Origin of the sequence: Mesorhizobium sp. M0052 (assembly GCF_040323255.1) — a bacterium.
GTDB lineage: Bacteria > Pseudomonadota > Alphaproteobacteria > Rhizobiales > Rhizobiaceae > Mesorhizobium.
Genome location: NZ_JAMYUS010000029.1, coordinates 40,827 through 60,922, shown reverse-complemented (window position 1 = coordinate 60,922; position 20,096 = coordinate 40,827). Strand labels below are relative to the sequence as shown.

The 20,096-nt window shown below is 63.6% G+C and carries 12 protein-coding genes, 1 tRNA gene and 3 pseudogenes; 3 read left to right on the top strand and 13 right to left on the bottom strand.

The genetic code is table 11. From position 1 onward, the window contains the following. Positions 1 to 2 precede the first annotated feature (2 nt). Positions 3 to 1,265 (top strand): FAD-dependent oxidoreductase, encoded by a 1,263-nt coding sequence (locus NKJ77_RS28745; RefSeq protein WP_023830919.1) that lies wholly within the window; start codon positions 3 to 5, stop codon positions 1,263 to 1,265. A gap of 31 nt (positions 1,266 to 1,296) precedes the next feature. Here the strand turns inward: NKJ77_RS28745 and NKJ77_RS28740 are convergent. Next, positions 1,297 to 2,380, bottom strand: a pseudogene (locus tag NKJ77_RS28740) (rhodanese-like domain-containing protein). Continuing rightward, a pseudogene (locus NKJ77_RS28735) lies at positions 2,377 to 3,738 on the bottom strand (LLM class flavin-dependent oxidoreductase). Before NKJ77_RS28735 ends, NKJ77_RS28740 begins: the two co-directional pseudogenes overlap by 4 nt. A 183-nt stretch (positions 3,739 to 3,921) precedes the next feature. Here NKJ77_RS28735 and NKJ77_RS28730 point away from each other — a divergent pair. Continuing rightward, entirely contained in the window at positions 3,922 to 5,361 is a 1,440-nt protein-coding gene (locus NKJ77_RS28730; RefSeq protein WP_352536148.1) for an FAD/NAD(P)-binding protein, read from the top strand. Positions 5,362 to 5,441: 80 nt separating this feature from the next. On the opposite strand, the gene NKJ77_RS28725 is transcribed toward NKJ77_RS28730, so the two are convergent. Both NKJ77_RS28725 and NKJ77_RS28720 read right to left on the bottom strand, forming a co-directional pair. Then, positions 5,442 to 7,037 carry an ABC transporter substrate-binding protein gene (locus NKJ77_RS28725; protein ID WP_023830923.1) on the bottom strand — a complete coding sequence of 532 codons (1,596 nt, stop codon included), beginning with the start codon at positions 7,035 to 7,037 and terminating at the stop codon, positions 5,442 to 5,444. 94 nt (positions 7,038 to 7,131) lie between these two features. Beyond that, positions 7,132 to 8,727 (bottom strand): ABC transporter substrate-binding protein, encoded by a 1,596-nt coding sequence (locus tag NKJ77_RS28720; RefSeq protein ID WP_023824720.1) that lies wholly within the window; start codon positions 8,725 to 8,727, stop codon positions 7,132 to 7,134. Between the two features lie 327 nt (positions 8,728 to 9,054). On the opposite strand from NKJ77_RS28720, the pseudogene gcvA reads away from it, so the two are divergent. Beyond that, positions 9,055 to 9,993: pseudogene (gene gcvA, locus NKJ77_RS28715) on the top strand (transcriptional regulator GcvA); the annotation flags it as partial. An 87-nt stretch (positions 9,994 to 10,080) separates the two neighbouring features. Here gcvA and NKJ77_RS28710 read toward each other — a convergent pair. The 9 genes from NKJ77_RS28710 to NKJ77_RS28670 form a co-directional block, all read right to left on the bottom strand. Further along, on the bottom strand, positions 10,081 to 10,941 hold the full coding sequence (locus NKJ77_RS28710) for an NADPH-dependent oxidoreductase (protein WP_023701135.1): 861 nt from the start codon (positions 10,939 to 10,941) through the stop codon (positions 10,081 to 10,083). Positions 10,942 to 10,992: 51 nt separating this feature from the next. Next, complete coding sequence (locus NKJ77_RS28705; protein WP_023830924.1) at positions 10,993 to 12,087, bottom strand: LLM class flavin-dependent oxidoreductase; 1,095 nt, start codon at positions 12,085 to 12,087, stop codon at positions 10,993 to 10,995. Positions 12,088 to 12,161: 74 nt separating this feature from the next. After that, positions 12,162 to 13,517 carry an LLM class flavin-dependent oxidoreductase gene (locus NKJ77_RS28700; protein ID WP_023830925.1) on the bottom strand — a complete coding sequence of 452 codons (1,356 nt, stop codon included), beginning with the start codon at positions 13,515 to 13,517 and terminating at the stop codon, positions 12,162 to 12,164. Beyond that, the gene (locus NKJ77_RS28695; RefSeq protein ID WP_023830926.1) at positions 13,514 to 14,695 is read right to left on the bottom strand and encodes an acyl-CoA dehydrogenase family protein; all 1,182 of its coding nucleotides are present in this window, start codon (positions 14,693 to 14,695) and stop codon (positions 13,514 to 13,516) included. Before NKJ77_RS28695 ends, NKJ77_RS28700 begins: the two co-directional genes overlap by 4 nt. A 4-nt stretch (positions 14,696 to 14,699) precedes the next feature. Next, complete coding sequence (locus NKJ77_RS28690; RefSeq protein WP_023727409.1) at positions 14,700 to 15,041, bottom strand: DUF3088 domain-containing protein; 342 nt, start codon at positions 15,039 to 15,041, stop codon at positions 14,700 to 14,702. Positions 15,042 to 15,051: 10 nt separating this feature from the next. Then, entirely contained in the window at positions 15,052 to 16,407 is a 1,356-nt protein-coding gene (locus NKJ77_RS28685) for an LLM class flavin-dependent oxidoreductase (RefSeq protein WP_023830927.1), read from the bottom strand. A 13-nt stretch (positions 16,408 to 16,420) separates the two neighbouring features. Next, complete coding sequence (locus NKJ77_RS28680) at positions 16,421 to 17,596, bottom strand: acyl-CoA dehydrogenase family protein (protein ID WP_023670851.1); 1,176 nt, start codon at positions 17,594 to 17,596, stop codon at positions 16,421 to 16,423. A 21-nt stretch (positions 17,597 to 17,617) separates the two neighbouring features. After that, a complete protein-coding gene (locus NKJ77_RS28675) occupies positions 17,618 to 19,057 on the bottom strand; it encodes an NAD(P)-binding domain-containing protein (protein WP_023830928.1) in 1,440 nt (479 codons plus the stop codon). An 834-nt stretch (positions 19,058 to 19,891) separates the two neighbouring features. Beyond that, positions 19,892 to 19,967: transfer RNA gene (locus NKJ77_RS28670), tRNA-Ile, on the bottom strand. Positions 19,968 to 20,096: the final 129 nt, after the last annotated feature.

Sequence of the window (20,096 nt, the reverse complement as noted above, 5' to 3'; positions counted from 1 at the left end):
TCATGGCATCCGAACATGTCGAAGTCGCCATCGTCGGTGGAGGCCCTGGCGGCCTGACACTGGCGCAGGGCCTGAAGAAGAACGGCATCGGCGTCGCCGTCTTCGAGAAGGATCGCGCCCGCACCGACTATGTCCAGGGTTTCCGCCTGCGCATCCGCCAGCGCGGCATCGATTCGCTGATCGCCAATCTGCCGCCGGAACTCTACGAAGCCTTTGTCGCCACGCTCGGCCAGGCGCCGGACCGCAACATCCTGCTCGACGAGAATTTCGAAACCTTGGGCGAGGATGCCTGGGGTGGCGGCAATGCGCAGGGCGAGATCGACGATACCCACATCGAAAAATCGGTGAGCCGCATCACGCTGCGCCAGGTGCTGCTGTCTGGCCTCGACGGCATCGTGCGCTACGGCAAGGTCTTTTCACGCTACGAAGAGCAGCCGGACGGCTCGGTAACGGCGCATTTCGAGGATGGCTCGGCAATTCACGCCGATGTGCTGGTTGGAGCCGACGGCGCCCGCTCGCGCGTGCGCCAGCAGTTGGTGCCGCATGCGCGAAGCTTCGACACCGGCGTCAGGCGCTTGGCCGGCAAGATGACGCTGCATGCCGCAGCCCTTCACCAGATCTCCCCGCTGCTGCTCGACTACAATGCCGGCATCGGGCCGTCGGAAGGTCACGGGCTGATGGTCACCAGCCATCGCGTCAATGTCGAGGCCTATCGTAGATATGGGCTGATCGGGCTGGACGACGACACCCACAAGGACGTTGCCGGTTTCCATTTCAACAACACCACCAGCTATGTCTGGTGGAACACCGCGTATGAAAAGGATGAGCTCGCCACGGACGATGCGCTGGCAAGGCTCTCCGGCGCCGAACTGCTCGACTTGCTGATCTCGAAGATCGGCCACTGGCACAAGGACATCCTCAACCTCATTCGCTACACCGACCCGTCGACGGTGGCGCTGTTGCATGTCCACAGCTCGGAGCCTGTCGATCCGTGGCCGACGAAACGGGTGACGCTGCTCGGGGACGCCATCCATGCCATGACCTATTTCCGTGCGCTCGGCGGCAACACCGCGATCTATGATGCCGGGCTGCTGGTGCCGGAACTGGTGGCCGCCAGACGCGGCGACAAACCACTCCTCGAAGCGTTGTCGGACTATGAGGCGAGGATGCTGGAACACGGCGCCAATGCGGTGCGGTCTTCGCTGACGGCGATGCAGAAGAATGTCCTCTCAGGCCGCCGCCGTCAAAAGGAAGCCGCCGAATAGCGGCCTCCAAAATCACTCGACAGTTCTTCCTCTACGCCGCGTCCAGGCTGGCCGACTGGAAGTCATGCAACAGGATGGCGATCTCGAAACCGCGGCGTTGCAGCCAGTGCGCCGTCGTCGCGGCGCGGACGCCGAGCAGGTCGTCGATGAGCACGACACGAGCGCCGCGCACGGCGATGGTTCGGTAGGCGACGCCGAGCAACTGCCCGCCCTCCGACGCGATCGAGCCCGGAATATGCGCTTCGGCGAACTCCTCCGGCGTGCGCACGTCGAGCAGGTAGGTCGTCCGCTTGTCGTCCTTCGCCATGCCGCCGCGGTCGCGGCATAAATGCGCGGAAAGCTGTCGCCTTCGGCAAGTCTTGCGATGTGTTCTCCGGCGAAGCGCTTCGCGTCCTCGCTGGCTGGACCATAAGCAGCAGTCCTGCCGATTTCGAGCGGCCCGCTTCGCGCCATGCCTTGGTGCCGTCGTGCAGATAAGCAACCTTGTTGGACACGCCGGCGTCGATCAGCGTCTGTGCGCCGATGATGGCGCGCGGCAAGCCGGCACAGGAGACGATCACCCGCGTGTCCGGCGACGGCCCCAGATCGGCGAAACGCAGCACCAGTTCGGCACCCGGCACGCTGATGGCGCCCGGCACATGGTCCTTGTCGAACTCCGCCACCGTCCGGGCTGTCGAGGACGATCACGTCGGCGCCCTGGCCCTTGAGTGCCACTAGTTCATCAACGGTGATGACCGGCGTTCCCTTCGCGTCTCGGATCGCCAGCGAAAAATCGACGCCCGGCGTGCCGAAGGTCGGCAAGCCTTCCAAACCGCCTTTCGTCCATTCCGGAATTCCACCGGCCAGTGCGAAAAGCTGGCTGCGACCATGCCCGGTCAACCGTTCGACAGTTGCTCGGCAACGCAGCTGCCGTCATCGGCCAGCACGGTGCGCACCGATTTGCGCGGGATGAAGCGGTCGATCTCCGCTTCGACGTGATCCGCCGGCAGATTGGTGGCAAACAGCGGCGACGCGTATCCGACTGCCGCTCTGTCCCGGATATCCAGCACCGCCAGTTCCTCGCCATCGGCCAGCCATTGGCGAAACATTTTCGAATCGATCGTGCTCGCGCTCACGAGGCCTTCCTCTTCTGATGTTCGGCAACGCCACGGACCGGACGCGCAAGGCCGAGATTCTCGCGCAGCGTGCTGCCTTCGTAAGCGGTGCGGAACAGGCCGCGCCGCTGCAACTCCGGGATGACGAGATCGACGAAATCGGTGAGGCCCGTCGGCAGGATCGGCGGCATGACGTTGAAGCCGTCCGCCGCACCGCCGGTGAACCACTCTTCCATCATGTCGGCGACATCTTTTGGCGTGCCGACGATCTGGAAATGGCCGCGCGCGCCGGCAATGGCGAGATATAATTGCCGGATCGTCAGGTTCCGGCTCGCGGCCAATTCGGAAACGACTTTCAGGCGGCTCTTCACCGCATCGGAACTGCCGAGTTCCGGCAACGGCCCGTCGAGCGGATGGCCGGAAAGATCGACGCCACCGAGCAGTCCGGAAACCAGCGCCACGCCGACCACCGGATCGACCAGCCGTTGGATCGCGTCGAACTTGTCTTCGGCTTCCGCGCGCGTCGGCGCAACGACCGGGAAGACGCCGGGCATGATCTTCAAGCTGTCGGCGGAGCGGCCGAACGACCCCAGCCGGCCCTTCAGCTCGCTGTAGAAACCGCGCGCCGAATCGATGGTCGGATGAGCGGTGAAGACCACCTCCGCCGTGCGCGCCGCCAAATGCTGGCCAGCATCGGACGAACCGGCCTGGACGATGACGGGGTGGCCCTGCGGCGGGCGGGCGACGTTGAGCGGGCCTTTGACGCGGAAATGCCGGCCGACATGGTCAGGCGCATGGATGCCATGCCGGTCGATGGTGATCCCCGAAACCTTGTCGGCGACGAAGGCATCGTCGTCCCAGCTGTCCCACAGCTTCTGCGCCACGGCGACGAACTCCTCGGCGCGGTCGTAGCGGTCGGCATGGACGGGATGCTGGTCGCGGCTGAAATTCGCCGCCGCCGGAGCGTCGGCCGAGGTGACGACGTTCCAGCCTGTCCTGCCGCCGCTCAGATGGTCGATCGAGGCAAACAGCCGCGCCAGGTGGAACGGCTCCCAATAGGTGGTCGAGGCGGTTGCCACCAGCCCAATCCTCCGCGTGATGGTCGAGAGCGCCTACAACAGCGTCAGCGGCTCGAAATGCACGACATGGCCGGTGCGTTCGAAAGTCTCGATCGGCTGCTCGCCATTGCGCGCGCTGAGGCTGTCGGCAAGAAACACCATGTCGAACAGGCCGCGCTCTGCGGTGCGCGCGGCGTCCGCGTAGTGCTGAAAACTCAGGCCCGGATTGGCCGGCACATCGGGATGGCGCCAGGCAGCGACATGATGGCCCGGTCCGCGGACGAAAGCGCCAAGCCTTATCTTTCGATCTTCAGTCATCAGCGGCTTTCAGGTTGATCGCAAAAGGGCGTTCCTATCTAGCGCCTGCCAAACCCACTGAGCGAAAGAATGCCTTTCGCCAGCTGGCAATTATTCTTTTTTGACATCGGGTTAAGGGAAAGCACGATGGCCGGCGCGGGAGCGATGGGCTAGAGCCACGCACCGTCGGTGTCGCAAAGGTCCTTGATGTTTCATACCCCTTCCTCCCCACCGCGTTCGACCCCTCGTTCAATCATCATCATTGGCGGCGGCTTTGCCGGCGCGGTTGCCGCGATCAAGCTGCTCGACCGTTCGACCGAACCGCTGGCAATCACCATCATCGAGCGACGGGCAGAGCTCGGCCGCGGCGTCGCCTACAGCACCGTCGATCCACAACACCTCGTCAACGGCGCGGCGCGCATCTTCTCGCTGCACCCGGACGACCCAGATCACCTCGTCCGCTGGCTCCTGGCGAATGGGCCCAAGCATGGCTGGACACCGCCCGCGGATGTGCCTGACTCCAGCCCGCCGCGCTGGCTGTTCGGCAGCTATGTCCAGTCGGAGTTGACCAGAGCCGTCAGAGAAGCAGATCCGCGTTCCTTGCTGCGCCACATCAAGGCATCCGCCGTCGACATGCTGACCGGTCCGTCCGGAGTCTGCGTCGGCACCAGCGACGGCCAGCAATTGCTGGCCGATGAGGCCGTGCTGGCGACAGGTGTTTTTCAGAGCGAGCCGTCGGCCACCGAAGCAGCCATCGTCGGCGATCCCCGCTATGTCGCCAACCCCTGGAATCTGGCGGCGCTCGACCGGCTTGCCGGCAGCAGGCAATTGCTGCTGATCGGCTCGAGTCTCAGCATGGTCGACGTCGTCGCCAGCATGGAGGCGCGCGGCTTCAAGGGCAGCTATCGCGTCGTGTCGCGGCGCGGACAGATCGTCGAGCCTCGGCGCAATACCGAAGCGTGGCGCGATTTTCTTGCCGGGCGGCCGCTGCCGAAAACCACGAGGGCGCTTCTTGCCTTGGTAAAGGCCGAACGCCGGGCCATCGAGGCCGCCGGGCTGGACTGGCAAGGGCTGCCTTTGACGATCCGGCCGTGGATCCTGGCTCTGTGGCAAGGCGCCACCGACAAGGAGCGCCTGAAGTTCGCACGCCATCTGCGCGCTTTCTGGGACGTCACCGCGCATCGAGCGGCGCCGCCGAGCTTTGAGCGCGTCGCACTGGCGCAAAGCCAAGGCCGTTGGGCGGGCGGCGCCGGACGGGTGCTGGCACTGCATCCGCGAGCCGGCGGCATTGTCGCCGAGATCCGCTGGCGCGATAGCGGCGCGGTCGAACGGCTGCGTTTCGACGGTGTCGTCAACTGCCGGGGCCATCAGGAGCATGACTGGCGGCGGATCGCCGATCCGTTTGTCCAGAGCCTGCTGGAGAACGGCATCGTCAGGCCGCATGCGACCGGCTTCGGCATCGACGCCACGCATGACGGCCAGGTGATTTCCGGCAACGGCAGGACCCACGGCAATCTGTTTGCCATCGGCCATCCGCTGCGCGGCGTCGCCTGGGAATCGAGTTCCATCGGCGAACAGCTGGCGCAAGCCATGGCCCTTGCCGGCCTTCTGGTCGGCGCCAGCCCAAGGCTGCGTGCTCTGGCCTGACCGTTCTGCACCTCAGGACAATAGAAACGAAAAGGGCCGCGTCGAGACGCGGCCCCTTTTCTTGCTGATGTCCGCCGGGTTCAGGCGTTCGGATCGATATATGCGTCTGCGAAACTGGCCGACAGGCCTTCAGCACCCGGCGCGTAATTCTTGACGGTCTTGCGGGCAATGATGATGGTCGGCGGTGCGATCAGATTGATGATCGGCAACTCGTCGGCGATGATCTCCTGGAACCTGAAGAACAGCTGCTTGCGCTTGGCCTCGTCAAGCTCCACCGATGCGGCCTCCAGCAGCTGGTCGACCTCAGGGTTCTCGTAGTGCGCGCCGTTGGAGAATGGCAGTCCGATCTTGATGTTCTTCGACCAGTAGAGCCGTTGCGCGCCGGCGCTGGGGTCAAAGATGTTGCCGCAGGATTCCGTCGACAGGTCCCAGGTGCGATCGGTGTAGATGGTTTTGACATAGGTGCCGAAGTCGAACTTCTGGATCTCGGCGTCGATGCCGATCTTGGCTAGCGCCTGTTTGAGGAAGTCAGCATAGCCCCATGGGTTGTAGGGGTTGTTGGTGAGCCTGAGCTTGAAGCGGATACCGTCCGCGTCGCGCTTGAAACCGGCCTCGTCGAGCAGTTTTTCCGACAGCGCCGTATCGACGGTCGCCGCCTTCACATCGGGATCGAAATACTTCTTGTTGACGACGCTGATCGGTGTCGGCGACACTTGGCCATAGCCGTAGAACACGATGGCATTGATCGCATCAAGATCGATGGCATGCGCGATTGCCTGACGGACCTTCTTCTCCTTCAGGATCGGGTTTTCCAGGTTGATGATCAGCTGGTGCAGCGGGCCGCTATAGGCAAAGACGGTGCTATCGACGACGAATTGCGGCAGCGCCTTGAACCGCTCCAGATCGGCAAACGCCACCGGGTTCGGGCCGATGTCGACTTCACCCGTCTCGAGTGCCGCGGCGCGCGCGCCGGGATCGGTGATGAAGCGGAAGATGATCCGGTCGAGATAGGGTTTTGGCGCATCCCAATAGGTCGGGTTCTTCTCGACGATGATGTGGCTGCCCTTGACCCATTCCTTGAGCACGAACGGTCCGCTGCCGATGATCTGCTCAAAGGACGGATCGTCCGCCGGCTTCAGCTTCTCGTAGATGTGCTTGGGCACGACAGGCGACTCCGTCGCGGCCAGCCCCGAGATCAGCGCGGCGGACGGCTTAGACAGTTTGATCTTCACCACATGCGGATCCGACGTGTCGATGTCGGTGACGTTCTGGAAGGTGATGCGTCCACGCGGATGCGCTTCACGCAGTCGCGAGATCGAAAAGGCCACGTCTTGCGATGTCAAATCATGGCCGTCGCTGAATTTCACCCCCGGCCGCAGCTTGAAGACATATTCGAGCCCGTCATCGCTGATCGACCATTCGGTGGCCAGTTGCGGCCTTGGATTGAGGTCGTAGTCGTAGGCGAGCAGGCCGTCGAAAATCTTCGGCCCGATGGTGGCCGGTCCACCGGCGCTGGTGTTGATGGAAACGATCTGGTTGGGCTCGGGATAGTAGACGAAATTGAGCGTGCCGCCCGCCACCGGCTTGGCGTCTTCGGCAAAGGCCCCGGCAGGAAGGGCGGTACTCGCGCCGGCCAGCAGCAGGAACTGATTGAACAGGCGTCGGTTGATGGTCATGGTCGGTACTCCGCGTTTGCGCGATTTGTCTTTATGGGGAAAAGTCGGGATCGGTGGTTTCACGCACCGATCCAAGGCAAGGCAATCCGAGCGCCTATGCGTTTGGCGCGAGCCAGATCTGCGCGAAGCTGTTGTTGATGCCTTGCGCTCCGGGTGCGAAATCCCTGACCTTCTTGTTGGCAACAATCTGGGCACCGGCCGCAACGAGGTCGACCGACACCACGTCGTCATGGATGATGTGCTGGAACTTGTACCAGAGCTCGCGCCGTTTCGTTTCGTCGGGCTCGATTGCGGCGGCTTCGAGGATCTGGTCGACCTCGGGGTTCGCATAGTGGCTGGCGTTGGAGAAGACGAGGCCGATCTTGAAATTCTTCGACCAGTAGGCGCGCTGGACGCCGAGCGTCGGATCAAAGGTGTTCGACAGCGACTCAACCACCAGGTCCCAGGCGCGGTCGGTGTAGACGGTCTTCAGGAACGTCGACAGATCGAGCTTCAGGATCTCGGCGTCGATGCCGACCACTGCCAGCGACTGCCTGATGAAATCGGCATAGGACGCCGGCAGGAACGCGTTGTAGGCGAGCCGGAGCTTAAAGCGCGTGCCGTCGGCGCCGCGCGGATGGCCGGCATCGTCGAGCAGTTTCTCCGCCAGTTTGGGGTCGGGTTCGCGCGCCTTGATGCTGGGGTCATACCATTTGGGCAGTGCCGTGCTGATGGGACTTGGCGATACCTGCGCATAGCCATAGAGCGCAATGTCGACCAGCTTCTGCAGGTCGATCGCGTGGGCGATGGCCAGACGCACGTCGCGCTTGGTCAGGATTTCGTTCTCGTAGTTGAAGAACAATTGCTGCTGCGGGCCGGAATAGGCATAGGTGTTGGTGTCGACGACCAAAGCGGGGTTGGCCTTCAGCCGCTCGATATCGGCCAGCGGCACGGGATTGGCGCCGATATCGATCTCGCCGGTTTCAAGAGCCGCCGAGCGTGCCGCCGGGTCGAGAATGACATGCAGCACGACGCGGTCGAGGTAAGGCCTTGGCGCATCCCAATAGTTCGGATTGCGATCGAAGATCAGATGGCTGCCGGGCACCCATTCCTTGAGAACGAAGGGGCCGGTGCCGATCGTCTGTTCCAGCTTGGGCTGTTCTGCCGGCTTGAACGTTTCGTAGACATGCTTCGGCACGATCGGTGATTCCGAACTGCTCAGCGCCGTGATCAGATAGGGCGCCGGCTTCGAAAGCACGACAATGGCGGTGTGCGGATCGGGCGTCTCGACCGCTGTCACGTTCTGGTAGGTGATGCGGCCGCGCGGATGCGCCTCCTTCAGCCGGAAGATGGTGAAGGCAACATCTTCCGAGGTGAAGTCCTTGCTGTCATGCCACTTGACACCCTGGCGCAGCTTGAAGGTGTAGCGCAGGCCGTCATCGCTGATCGACCACTCCGTGGCCAGCAGCGGTTTCGGGGTGAGGTCGTAGGCGAAATCAAGCAGGCCTTCATTCACCTTGGGGCCGATCGCCTGGCCGGTGCCCGACGAGGTGTTGATGGCGATCAGCGACGTCGGATCGGGATAGTAGGCCCAGTTGAGCGTGCCGCCCTGAACGGGCGTGCCTTCGGCTGCAAAGGAAAGGCCGGGCAATGCGAAACTCGCACCCCCAAGCAGCAAGAGCTGGTTGAAATGACGACGATTGACAGACATGGTCTTGGGCTCCGGAAAACGGATTGCATCCGGCGGCCGAACGCACTCCGGCGCCTCGACGCAATGATCCCTGCCGTCGCGCAAAACCGGAAGAATGATTTTCTATCGTCGGCCGAAAGCGCCGCTTTGCACGACTGGTTCATTCCAGGCCTGCGAAGCAGACCGACACCCAAATCGGTGCTGCCCGTCTTATTTCTACAAGAATAGTAGACATTACAATTTTTTAGATTTCCGTTCCCGCTGGCGCGACGCTGCGGCAAACGAAATTTTCCGCCGCGCGCTTTGGCGCAAAGCCCGCCCTCGTCGCGCCGGGTCCGAACGTGTTGAATGCGCCTCATGGTTGATCTCATTCGCGCCAAACCGAGGAAGCTACGACCGACGCTGGCGAGACTTCCGCCGCTGACCTCGCTTCGCGCCTTTGTCGCAACCGCCCGCCACCTGAGCTTTACGCGAGCGGCGGAAGAACTCCATGTCACGCCCGCCGCCATCGGCCAGCAGATCCGCCTGCTGGAGGATCACCTGGGGCAACCGCTGTTCCAGCGCAACCGGGGCGAGCTTTTGCTGACCTCGGCCGGTCAGGCGCTGATGCCCGGGCTCACCGAGGCTTTCGACGTCGTTGTCGAATCGGTCGCGCGTATTTCCGGCGACGAGGAGGATGCGCCGATCAAGGTGTCGGTCGCGCCCTCCTTCGCCAGCAAATGGCTGATCCCGCGCCTCGACGCGCTGCGTGAGGCGGTGCCCGGACTCGAAGTACTGGTCGATGCATCGACAAGGCTTGCCGACTTTGCCAGCGAAGATATCGACTGTGTCATCCGCTACGGCTCGGGCGCCTATAGCGGCCTCATCACGGAACGGCTGTTCTCGGAAGCGGTGCTGCCTGTCTGCAGCCCCGAATTTGCCCGCACGCACGGCCTCTTCCGTGGACCGGAAGGGCTGCGTAACGCGCCGATCCTGCATGAGGACGGGCCGGAGCGCGATCCAAGTTGCCCCGACTGGAAGGGCTGGCTGCGATCCAACGGCCTGTCCGGCCGCCTTGTCGACGGCGGCATACGGCTTAGCCAGTCCTCGCTGGTACTCGACGCCGCGGTTGCCGGCAAGGGCATCGGTCTCGGCAAATTCCGACTGGCCGAGCCTGACCTTGCGGCAGGGCGGCTGGTCAGCCCTTTCGGCTCGCCGCAGCCGGTCGAGTTTTCCTATTACTTCGCGACGACGCCACACAAGGCGAAGCTCGCGACCGTCGAGCGCTTCCATGGCTGGCTGAAGGCTGAGGCGCGAAGGGTTGGCGCACTCGACTTCACACCGCCGGCAGCACTGCCGGCGCGCATCGCCATCGTTGCCGCCGAAAAGCCTTGGCTATTTAAGCTTGAAGCCCAGCGCCTTGAGCGCATCACCCAGGCGATCACGGCCTTTCAGCGCCGCAGTGCTGCCGATGCGGTTCGACATCAGTTCGGTCCAGTCGACAACGGGCATCGACTGCTCTTGCTGAAAGGTGCGAAGCGTCAGGTTGTACGCTGCGAGATCGTCCTGATCGAAGCCTGACTGATAGCGCTCGCGATGCAGCACAACACGCTGCGGCAGTCTGGGCTTGATGTCGGTCGCAGCCAGGAGATCGGGACAGCCAACGGTCAGGCCGAACACCGCCACGGCTTCCGGCGGCAGGCCGAGCTCTTGCGCCACGGCCTCAGGATGATTGCGCATGGCGCCGATGTAGCAGGAGCCGAGCCCGAGCGCATCGATTGCCACCACGGCATTCTGCGCGGCAAGTGCTGCGTCGATCACGGCCAGCAGAAAACTCTCCTGATAATCGAGCCCCTCGCCCGCCCGGCTGTTTGCCTCGGCAATGGCGCGCAGCCGTGACAGGTCGGCCAGCCAAACCAGCAGCAACGGCGCCTGCTCGATATGGCGATTGACCGCCGCCAGTCCGGCAAGCCGCGCCTTGCGCGCCGGATCCTCGACGGCGATGACGCTCCACGCCTGCAGATTGGACGAGGTCGGCGCCGACTGGGCGGCAGCGATGATCAGTTCGAGCGTCCCTTCGGGCAGAGGCCTGGCGAGATAGTTGCGGACCGAGCGATGTGAAAGGATCGCCTCGAGGGCTTCGTTCCAGTTTGCAGTGTTCGCCTCTTGCGGCGCCCGGTAACGCCGCCTTAGTGCTGCTTCACCGCGCAGGTCGGCGTCGGAAGGGCGGATGCTGAAAGCGGCCGGCTGTGGCATTGTCGTCCCTATTTGGCGATCTGGCTCGTTCGGTGTTCTGACAACCCCACGTCATTCAACAAACGCGGCTTGGACCCTATTGCGCAATAGCGGGAGCAACTGGTCGCCTTGCCGCTTGATCTCGGAAAGATACGGCGTGTCCGAGAGCACGAAATGCGTGATGCCCAGATCCCGGTACTTGCCGAGCGAACTGGCCACGTCGGCGGCCGAGCCGACCAGCCAGGTGGTGCCGGCGCCGCCGCCGCCATATTTGCCCGGCGCAGTGTAGAGATTGTCGTCCAGCACCTCGCCGCGCGTGTGCAGATCGAGCAGACGCTGCTGGCCTACCGCTACCGCCCGACCATGATCATTCCAGCCGGCGCCCTGGCCCTTTGCCATTTCGGCGACCTTCGCCTCGGCGTCCGTCCAGGCCTGCCCGGTGGTGTCGCGGACCAGCGTGGTGACCCGAAACCCGAATTGTAGAGGTGGGAGGTCCCGGTCAAGTTCCCGGCTCAAGGCCTTGAGCCGCTCGATCCGCTCCCGGACGCCGTCGAGCGGCTCGCCCCACAACAGCTGGACATCGGCCTCGCTGGCCGAGACGCGCTCGGCCGCCTCCGACGCGCCGCCGAAATAGAGCCTGGGATGGCGACGGTTTCCACGGACAGGGATGCGGGGCATGACGGTAGACCCGGTGACCTTGAAGTGCTCGCCGGCAAAGGTGACGTTCTCTTCGGTCCAAAGTCTGCGAACCAGCCGCATGAACTCTCTGGTGCGGGCATAGCGATGGTTCTGCTCGCCTTCGCTGTCGCCATAGGCAGCGAGGTTGTCCTTGCCCGACACTATGTTGATACGCACGCGACCGCGGGTCAGCTGGTCGAGCGTGGCGACCGCGGATGCGAAGTGCGCTGGCCGCCAGTAACCCGGGCGGATCGCGATGAGCGGCTCGAAGGAGGTGGTCCGCGCGGCGAGCGCGGCGGCGACGGTAAACGTGTCGGGCCGGCCCCAGCCGGTACCGATCAGCGCGCCCTTCCAGCCGTGTTCCTCAAGCGCCTTTGCGTGGCTGGTCAGCGTGTCCAGGCTGTTGTGGTCCTCGACGGCCGGCTCGCCGCGGTGACCGGGATCGACCTGGTTCGGGATGTACCAGAGAAATTCGGGATCAGCGCTCATTGTCGGGCCTGTATTTTTGTCGGGCGTGGAGGTCAATGGCGGTACCTTCCGCGCCGTTATCGTTTGATGATCGTTCAATGGGTGGCCCCGAGCAACCCTGACGCCTTGTGCGGCTGCGGCGCGAAACGGCTTTCAGGCCTGATAAGGCCGAGATGGTCGCGCAGCGTGCGCCCTTCATAGTCGCTGCGAAACAGGCCGCGCCGGCGCAGGATCGGCACGACCGTATCGACAAAGACTTCCAGCCCGGTCGGCAGCACGTCAGGCATCAGGTTGAAGCCATCGGCGGCGCCGGCGACAAACCATCTTTCGATATCGTCGGCGATCTGCTCCGGCGTGCCGACAACGGTGCGGTGGCCGGTACTGCCGTTGAGCGCCCGGATCAGTTGGCGAACGGTGAAATCGTTGTTGCGGGCAAGTGCCAGCGTGGCCTTGAAGAAGGTGTGGCCGCCGTTGGGCGGCAGCGGGATGACGTCAGGCAGCTTCTCGTCGAGCCTCAGCCGCTCGCGGTCGATGCCGAGCACGCCCGACAGCCGCGTCAGGCTGTAGTCGAGCGGGATGCGGTCCCACAGTTCTTCCTGCCGCCGCTCCGCTTCCGCCTCGGTGCTGCCGATGATGGTGGCCAGACCGGCGAGGTTGAGCGGCACGCCGCCGCTTCTGCCATAGGCGACAGCCCGGGCCTTCAGCTCCTTTGCGTAGGCGAGCGCCTCCTCGAACGATTGCGACGCGGAAAACACCGCTTCGGCGTGGCGCGCGGCGAGCTCCTTGCCGTCATCGGAACCGCCGGCCTGGATGACCACCGGATGCCCTTGCGGCGAGCGCGGCACATTGTGCGGCCCATGCACCGAAAAATGCGCGCCCTCGTGCTCGATGGCGTGAACCTTGGCGGCATCGACGAAGCGCCCACTGGCGACGTCGCCGATGAAGGCATCGTCCTCCCAGCTGTCCCACAGCGCCTTGACGATTTCGGTGAATTCGGCGGCCCGCTCGTAGCGCCGGCCATGATCTATCGCGCCGGTCAGGCCGAAATTGCGGGCCGAGGCGGGATCGGCCGTGGTCACGATGTTCCAGCCGATGCGCCCGCCGCTGACATGGTCGAGCGTCGCGAAACGACGGGCGATGTTGTAGGGCTCGTTGAAGCTGGTCGATGCCGTCGCAATCAGGCCGATGCGCTCGGTCGCGGCGGCTATCGTCGCCAGCACGATGGTCGGTTCCAGCGATGTAATCGGCCGATAGTCGATGCGATCCGAAATTGCCGCCTGATCGGCAAGGAATATAGCGTCGAGCTTGGCGCGCTCGGCGATCTTCGCCACCTGCACATAGTGGTCGACGGTGAAGGCGGCATAGGGGTCGACCCCGTCCATCCGCCATGCCGCCGGCGAGAAGCCGGCGTGCAGGATGTTGACATTGAGGTGGAGCTGCCGGCCGCTCATCGAAAGACGCCGGGCTCGGGATAGGCGCCGGTCAGATACCAGGTGCCGACGGTGCGGGCCTTGTATTCGGCGGGGTTGTGCAAGGTGTGGATGCGCGCATTGCGCCAGAAACGGTCGAAGCCGTATTTGCGCACCGCCGAGCGCGCGCCCATCACCTCGAAGATCTCGGTGGTGACTTCGAGCGCGACATTGCCGGCCAGCACGTTGGCCGCGGCAACTGCAACCGCCGCTTCCCCGCGCTCTTGCTCGGTCAATGCCTTGCCGCGCGCGATCGCATGATCGATCGCCGCCGCAGCGCGATCAGCCAGCACTGTTGCCGCGCGCGTTTTGACCAAAAGCTCGCCATACTGCCGCTTGATCCATGGATCGTCGATGTGGCGCTCGACGCCGGAATACATCCACGGTCGCGAGCTGTTGAGCGTGTAGTCGCGTGCCGCTAGCAGTGCGCCCTGGGCGGTGCCGATGAAGACATTGAGCAGCACGCTTTGCTGCTGCAGCGGGCCGATGGTGCGGATCGGCAGCGACGCGTCCACCCAGCCGCGCACCAGTTCGTTGTCATGGACCCTAACATCCTTGTAGGCGACCTTGCCACTGCCGGTCTGCGTCTGGCCGATGCCATCCCAGTCGTCGAGAATGGTGATGCCCTCACGATCCGCGGGGATGGCCGCGAACTTCCGCTCGCCGCTGACCTCGTCTTCCCAGGAGGTCGAAAGATAGTCGGCGACATGCGAGCCGGAGGCGAAGGGCTTGAAGCCGCTGACGATCGTCCACTCGCCATCCTTGCGGCCGAACAGCGTCTTGGAAAAGCTGTTGCCGGTGTTGCCCCAGAACCAGTCGCCCGCAGCCGAACGCCGCAGCAGATCGGCTGAGCGCGGTTCGTCCGAATTGAGCCTTGCGGCGATCAGCGCGCTGAAATGGTAGCCGTAGATGTGGCCGATCGAGCCGTCGACCTTGGCGAACTCGCGGCCGATCTTCAGCGCCGTCGAATAGGGTTCGCCGGCGCCGCCGAATTCCTTGGGAATGACGATACTGAGCAGGCCGCTCTCCTTGAGCAGGCGGATCTGTTCAACGGGCCTGCCGCCAAGCTGGTCGCGCTCGACCGCGTCGCGGGCAAAGATGTCGCGCAGCTCGACCGCCTTGGCGACCCATGGATTGGAGGTATCGGGATCGAAGCTCATCAGGTCACTCATGCAGATGCGGGAAGCCGTGGCGCTCGGCAAGCAGCGCAAGAATGCGCCTTGTGTCGTCGGCAAAGACCTTGCCCTTCGCGGTCGGTAGGTCGGCTGGCGGATCACCGCCGACGACCAGCACCGGCAGCGACTGGTGGCGTTCGCCGAGCGTATCGATCACCTTACCCCTCGGCCTTGCGAACGGCACGCGCTCGACGTCCAGCCTGGCGGCAAGATCGGGAAAGGCTGCGAGCAGCCCTTCGACCTTGTTGGAATAGGGGCAGACGAAGGTCTGGCCCGGATGCTTTGGGTCGGCGAAACCCGGCTGGATGAGAAAGAGCGTGTCTCGCGCCATCGGCTCATTCCTATTCCGCCGCCGCAGCGGCATGCCGCGAAAAACGGTTTGCCGGCCGCTTCAGGCCGAGATTGTCGCGCAAGGTCCTGCCCTCATACTCCCGACGGAACAGGCCACGGCGGCGCAGTTCCGGCACCACCAACTCGATGAAATCCTTCAAGCCGCCGGGCATGATCGGCGCCATGATGTTGAAGCCGTCGGCGCCGTAATTCTCAAAGCGCTCTTCGATCGTGTCGGCGATCTGTTGTGGCGTGCCGACCACCTGCCAGTGGCCGCGAGCGCCGGCGATGCGCAAATAGAGCTGCCGGATCGTCAGCTTCTCGCGCCGCGCCAGATCGATGACCAGCGCCTGCCGGCTCTTGCCCGCATTGGTCTCCGGCAGTTCCGGCACCGGCCCGTCGAGCGGATAGGCGGTCAGATCGAAGCCGCCGGCCAGCGCCGAGACCAGACCGAGGCCCACTTCCGGCTGGATGAGATCCTGCAGCTGTTCGAACTTTTCCTGCGCCTCGGCTTCGCTGCGGCCGACGACCGGAAAGATGCCTGGCAGGATTTTCAGATCATCCTCTGAACGGCCGTACTTACCGAGCCTGCCCTTGACGTCGGCATAGAAGGCGGTGGCTTCATCGAGCGTGATCTGCGCGGCGAAAATCGCTTCCGCGGTGCGCGCCGCCAGCTCCTTACCGGGGCCGGACGCGCCCGCCTGGACGACGACCGGATGGCCTTGCGGCGTGCGCGGCGTGTTCAGCGGACCGCGCACCCTGAAGTGCTGGCCCTTGTGGTTCAGCACATGCAGCTTGTCCCTGTCGAAATAGCGCCCGCTCACTTTGTCGCGCGGGAAGGCATCATCCTCCCAGCTGTCCCACAGGCCAAGCACGACATCGGCGAATTCCTCGGCGCGATCGTAGCGGTCGCCGTGCTGGATATGCGTATCGTGGCCGAAATTGAATGCCGCATCCGGATCGGACGAGGTGACGAGGTTCCAGCCGGCGCGCCCGCCGCTCAGATGGTCGAGCGACGCGAACTGGCGGGCCAGATTGTAGGGATCGGAATAGCTGGTCGAAGCCGTGGCGATCAGGCCGATGTTGGTGGTCACCGCCGACAGCGCCGACAGCAGCGTAATGGGCTCGAACGGATAGACGCCGCTATGCGCCTTGCGGCTGGCAGCCTCGAGATTGCTCAGCCGCGCCGCGACGCCATCGGCAAAGAAGATCGCATCGAATTTGGCCGCTTCCGCGAGCCTGGCCAGTTCGACATAGTCGCCGAGGCTGGTCCCCTCGGCCGCCTGTGGATGGCGCCATGCCGCCACATGGTGGCCGGTGAAGAGAAGAAACGCTCCAAGCTTGAGCTTGTCCTTGCGCCTGGCCATTTTCCGCGCCTCCTCAGCGATACAACCCGCCGACCGGGAATTCCCCGGTCAGCAACCAGGTGCCGATGGTGCGCTTCTTGTATTCGGCCGGGTTGTGCAGCGTGTGCGTGCGCACATTTCGCCAGAACCTGTCATAGCCATTGGCCTTGGTGGCCGAGCGGGCGCCCATCACCTCGAAGACCTCGCTCGATGCGTCGAGACCGATTTGCCCGGCATAGACATTGGCGGTGGCAAGGTCGATCGCCGTCTGTCCGCGCTGCTCCAGGGTCAAGGCCTCGCCCTTGCCATAGGCGGCATCGAGGCTGCGCGCCGCCACATCGGCGAGTTCGGCGGCAGCCAGCGTGCGGATATAGAGATCGCCATATTTGCGCTGAACGAACGGATCGTCGGTGTGGTTCTCATAGCCGGAATAGACCCAGGGTCGCGATTGCGAGACCGTATAGTCGCGGCCTTCGCTCAGCGCTCCTTGCGCGCTGCCGACGAAGAGGTTGAGCAGGACCGCCTGCTGGAAGAGTGAAATCAGCGTCTGGAACGGCGTCAGCGGCACGGCGGGCGAGCCGATCAGTTCGTCATCACCGATATGCACATCCTTGAACGTGACTTTACCGGAACCCGTCTGCCGCTGGCCGACGCCATCCCAGTCATCCTCGATGACGATACCTTCACGATCGGCCGGGATCGCAGCTGCCAGGCGGTCCTGGCCGTCTTCCCATGCCACCTGGATATAGTCGGCGATGTGCGAGCCGGAAGAGAACGGCCGGAAGCCGTTCAGGATCCAGCCCGAGCCGTTGCGCCTGGCCGTAGAGGTCTTCGACATGGCGTTGCCGGAATTGCCCCAGACCCAGTTCTCGCGGGCCGAGCGTGTCAGCAGTTGGTCCTTCTGCGCGTCCGTACCGCGAAACAACACGCCGTTGAGCGGCAGATGATGGTAGCCGTAGAGATGGGCTAGCGAACCATCGGTGCGGGCAAATTCGCGCACGACGCGCAGCACCGACAGCCAGGGCGCGCCCTTGCCGCCATAGTTTTTGGGAATCTGCGCCGACGGCAGTCCACTTTCCTTGAGCAGGCGGATCTGCTCGACCGGTCGTCCACCGGCCTTGTCGCGCGCCACCGCATCGCGATCGAAGATGGTGCGCAGCTCGACCGCCGTGGCGACGAACGGGTCGGAAAGGTCAGGGCTGAAGGTCATGCGTTTGTCCATGGAATGCGTCTATTCCGCCGCAATGGTCTGTGCCGGCCGCCAGACGGCAGAGGCGTAGGCCTCCTCCCCGAACTCGGCCGGATGGCTGCCGGTGATGCGGCTCTCATGGCTGTCGAGATCGGCAAGGAAGAGATCGCGGCTGATGCGGGCGACGACAGCCGGCACGTCGCGCCTGATCGACGGAACATCGCCTATCGGCAGGCCGAAACTGACGAAGCCGCCTGGATTGAAGACGTGGATGTTCCTCAGGAACGGCGCCTCCCCCAGCGCTTTCTCGAGGAATTCATGGCCGAGGCCGAGATAGGGATGGGCGCCGAAAAATTCATCCAGTTCGCCTTCCGCCGGCGCGTATTGGTCACGCCACAGCCGGATCGAGGCGGCGAAATCGCTAAATTCCGGCTTGCGCGTCGGGTCGGCGAAATAGCCGGTGCCGGCGATGACGAAGTCGAAAGCGAACGTCTCGGCGCCGATGTCGGTGACGACCTTGCCGCCGTCGATATCCGCATTCGTCCAGGGGGCACCGAGATGCAGGTGGAAATTCTTGTGCCGCACCACCCGCTCCACGGCATGGGGCGGTGGCGTCGAACCGGCCTCGCGGAAGCGCAGTGCCTGGCGCCAGCGCACCGGATCGGGCAAGCGCGGATAGTTGTCATAGGCGCCGGGATAACCCCGCACGCGGTTGATCGGCACGCTGGCGATACTGGTGCGCCGCGCGAACAGGCGCACCGATTGCGCGCCGGCCTCAAGGGCTGTTCCCGCCGCATCGAATGCCGAAGCCGCCGACCCGACGACAGCGACCGCTTTGCCCTTGAGCGAGGCAAAATCGATTGCCGCAGAACTGTGTGCGACAAAGACCTGGGGCAGAGCAGCGAGCACCGCCGGTATCATTGGACCGCCGCTGCCGCCAAAGCCATTGGCCAGAATGATCTTCCGCGCCGTTTCGATCAATGGCGTGCCGCCGGCATCGAGGTGGAGGCGAAGATACCCGTCAGCCGGCTCGATGCGAAGGAGACGCGTGCCGTAGCGAATGCCAATGCCGAGAAAGTCGCGATACCATTTCAGGTAATTCGCCCAATCCGTCCGCGCGATGCGGTCGAAGCCGGCATAGGCTTCGGCACCATGGCGCGCTTCGTACCAGGACTGAAAGCTCAGGCCCGGCAGGCCGAGTTCCGGTCCCGGCAGGCCCTTTGGTGTTCGCAGCCGGTTCATCCGCGCATGCGTGAGCCAGATGCCGGCCTTGCCCTCATCCGGCGCCGCATCGATGACCGTGACCTTGCCGATGCCGGCCCGCCTCAACGCGAAGGCGAAGGTCGCGCCCGTCTGCCCGCCGCCAACGACAAAGACATTGTGGTCGATGCCCTCCCGATCCGGCACCCAATTTTGCGGATCGGGACCGATCAGTCGAAGTGTTTCGCGGGCGTCGTGATCTGGATCGGACGGTAAGGCCATTTCGGTCCTGGCTGAAGTTCAAGCGTTACACCAAACTCCGCCCCGGTCGGCAAACAGTCCAGAAATGTCTGCTTTGATTGCCCGGTAGTTTTTTTCACTTGCATCCAACGGCACAATCGGAGCGTCACCGGGCTGCTGCCGGATATTCGGCACCACCTGCAATCCGTGATGACAAGCGAACAATTGGCGCGCAGGGCTGACATAATCTGAACGCTCGGTTGCCCGCGTCGATTCCGCTGCAATTCTTGCCCGTTGAAAGGAGTACGCTGCGTTTCCGACACTTCACCCAAGTAGGGGTCGAGCCCACGTGTGTAAAAACGCGTCATGCACCCGAAAGGAGACCTCGAGGACTTCGATTGGTGGCGGCTCTCACCACGCCTTGAGCTGCACCGGCGTCAAGTACACGGCGCCGTCGCGGTCGCGATTGAGATCTATTTCAAAGCACGACCGATGGAAAACGATGCGGTTGGGGACATTACCGATTACCATTCTCATGATTTCCTCAGCCTTTACCTGTCCGGGCTGGGTAAGAGAATTCTGTCGGAATTGGCTGCCAGATCCGCACAGATCAACCGAACTGGCAAGCGCATTTTGAGACTGCGGCCGAGTTCAGAACCCGCCTAATTGCACGTCGTTGCCGCCGATTGCCGCAGGCATCCTTGCAGGGTATTTCGAACCCAGGGGGCTTGAGCTAGGTGTGACAGTGCCATCAACGAGATGGAGAAAATTGACGAACGGGCCCCAAAACCATTTTGCCCAGAAGCCATAGATTTACCCGATAACGCTCAACTCAAACTCAAATAATTAGGCGTAAGGTATTGATATATAATAAACTGGTGGGCCCGGAGGGACTCGAACCCCCAACCAAGCGGTTATGAGCCGCCGGCTCTAACCATTGAGCTACAGGCCCCACGCGCGCTGGATTAGTGTTTTTCCTTGCGCGGCACAAGGCTTTCCGGACGGGCTGGCCGAGATCGCCCAAATCAGCCCATATTCGCGCCCTAGTCGACAGGCGCGACTGGATCGCACACCGAGGAGA

Coding starts and splice junctions, on each gene's coding strand:
- NKJ77_RS28745 (WP_023830919.1), top strand. CDS start 3: ATGGCATCCGAACATGTCGAAGTCGCCATCGTCGGTGGAGGCCCTGGC.
- NKJ77_RS28730 (WP_352536148.1), top strand. CDS start 3,922: ATGTTTCATACCCCTTCCTCCCCACCGCGTTCGACCCCTCGTTCAATC.
- NKJ77_RS28725 (WP_023830923.1), bottom strand. CDS start 7,037: ATGACCATCAACCGACGCCTGTTCAATCAGTTCCTGCTGCTGGCCGGC.
- NKJ77_RS28720 (WP_023824720.1), bottom strand. CDS start 8,727: ATGTCTGTCAATCGTCGTCATTTCAACCAGCTCTTGCTGCTTGGGGGT.
- NKJ77_RS28710 (WP_023701135.1), bottom strand. CDS start 10,941: ATGCCACAGCCGGCCGCTTTCAGCATCCGCCCTTCCGACGCCGACCTG.
- NKJ77_RS28705 (WP_023830924.1), bottom strand. CDS start 12,087: ATGAGCGCTGATCCCGAATTTCTCTGGTACATCCCGAACCAGGTCGAT.
- NKJ77_RS28700 (WP_023830925.1), bottom strand. CDS start 13,517: ATGAGCGGCCGGCAGCTCCACCTCAATGTCAACATCCTGCACGCCGGC.
- NKJ77_RS28695 (WP_023830926.1), bottom strand. CDS start 14,695: ATGAGCTTCGATCCCGATACCTCCAATCCATGGGTCGCCAAGGCGGTC.
- NKJ77_RS28690 (WP_023727409.1), bottom strand. CDS start 15,041: ATGGCGCGAGACACGCTCTTTCTCATCCAGCCGGGTTTCGCCGACCCA.
- NKJ77_RS28685 (WP_023830927.1), bottom strand. CDS start 16,407: ATGGCCAGGCGCAAGGACAAGCTCAAGCTTGGAGCGTTTCTTCTCTTC.
- NKJ77_RS28680 (WP_023670851.1), bottom strand. CDS start 17,596: ATGACCTTCAGCCCTGACCTTTCCGACCCGTTCGTCGCCACGGCGGTC.
- NKJ77_RS28675 (WP_023830928.1), bottom strand. CDS start 19,057: ATGGCCTTACCGTCCGATCCAGATCACGACGCCCGCGAAACACTTCGA.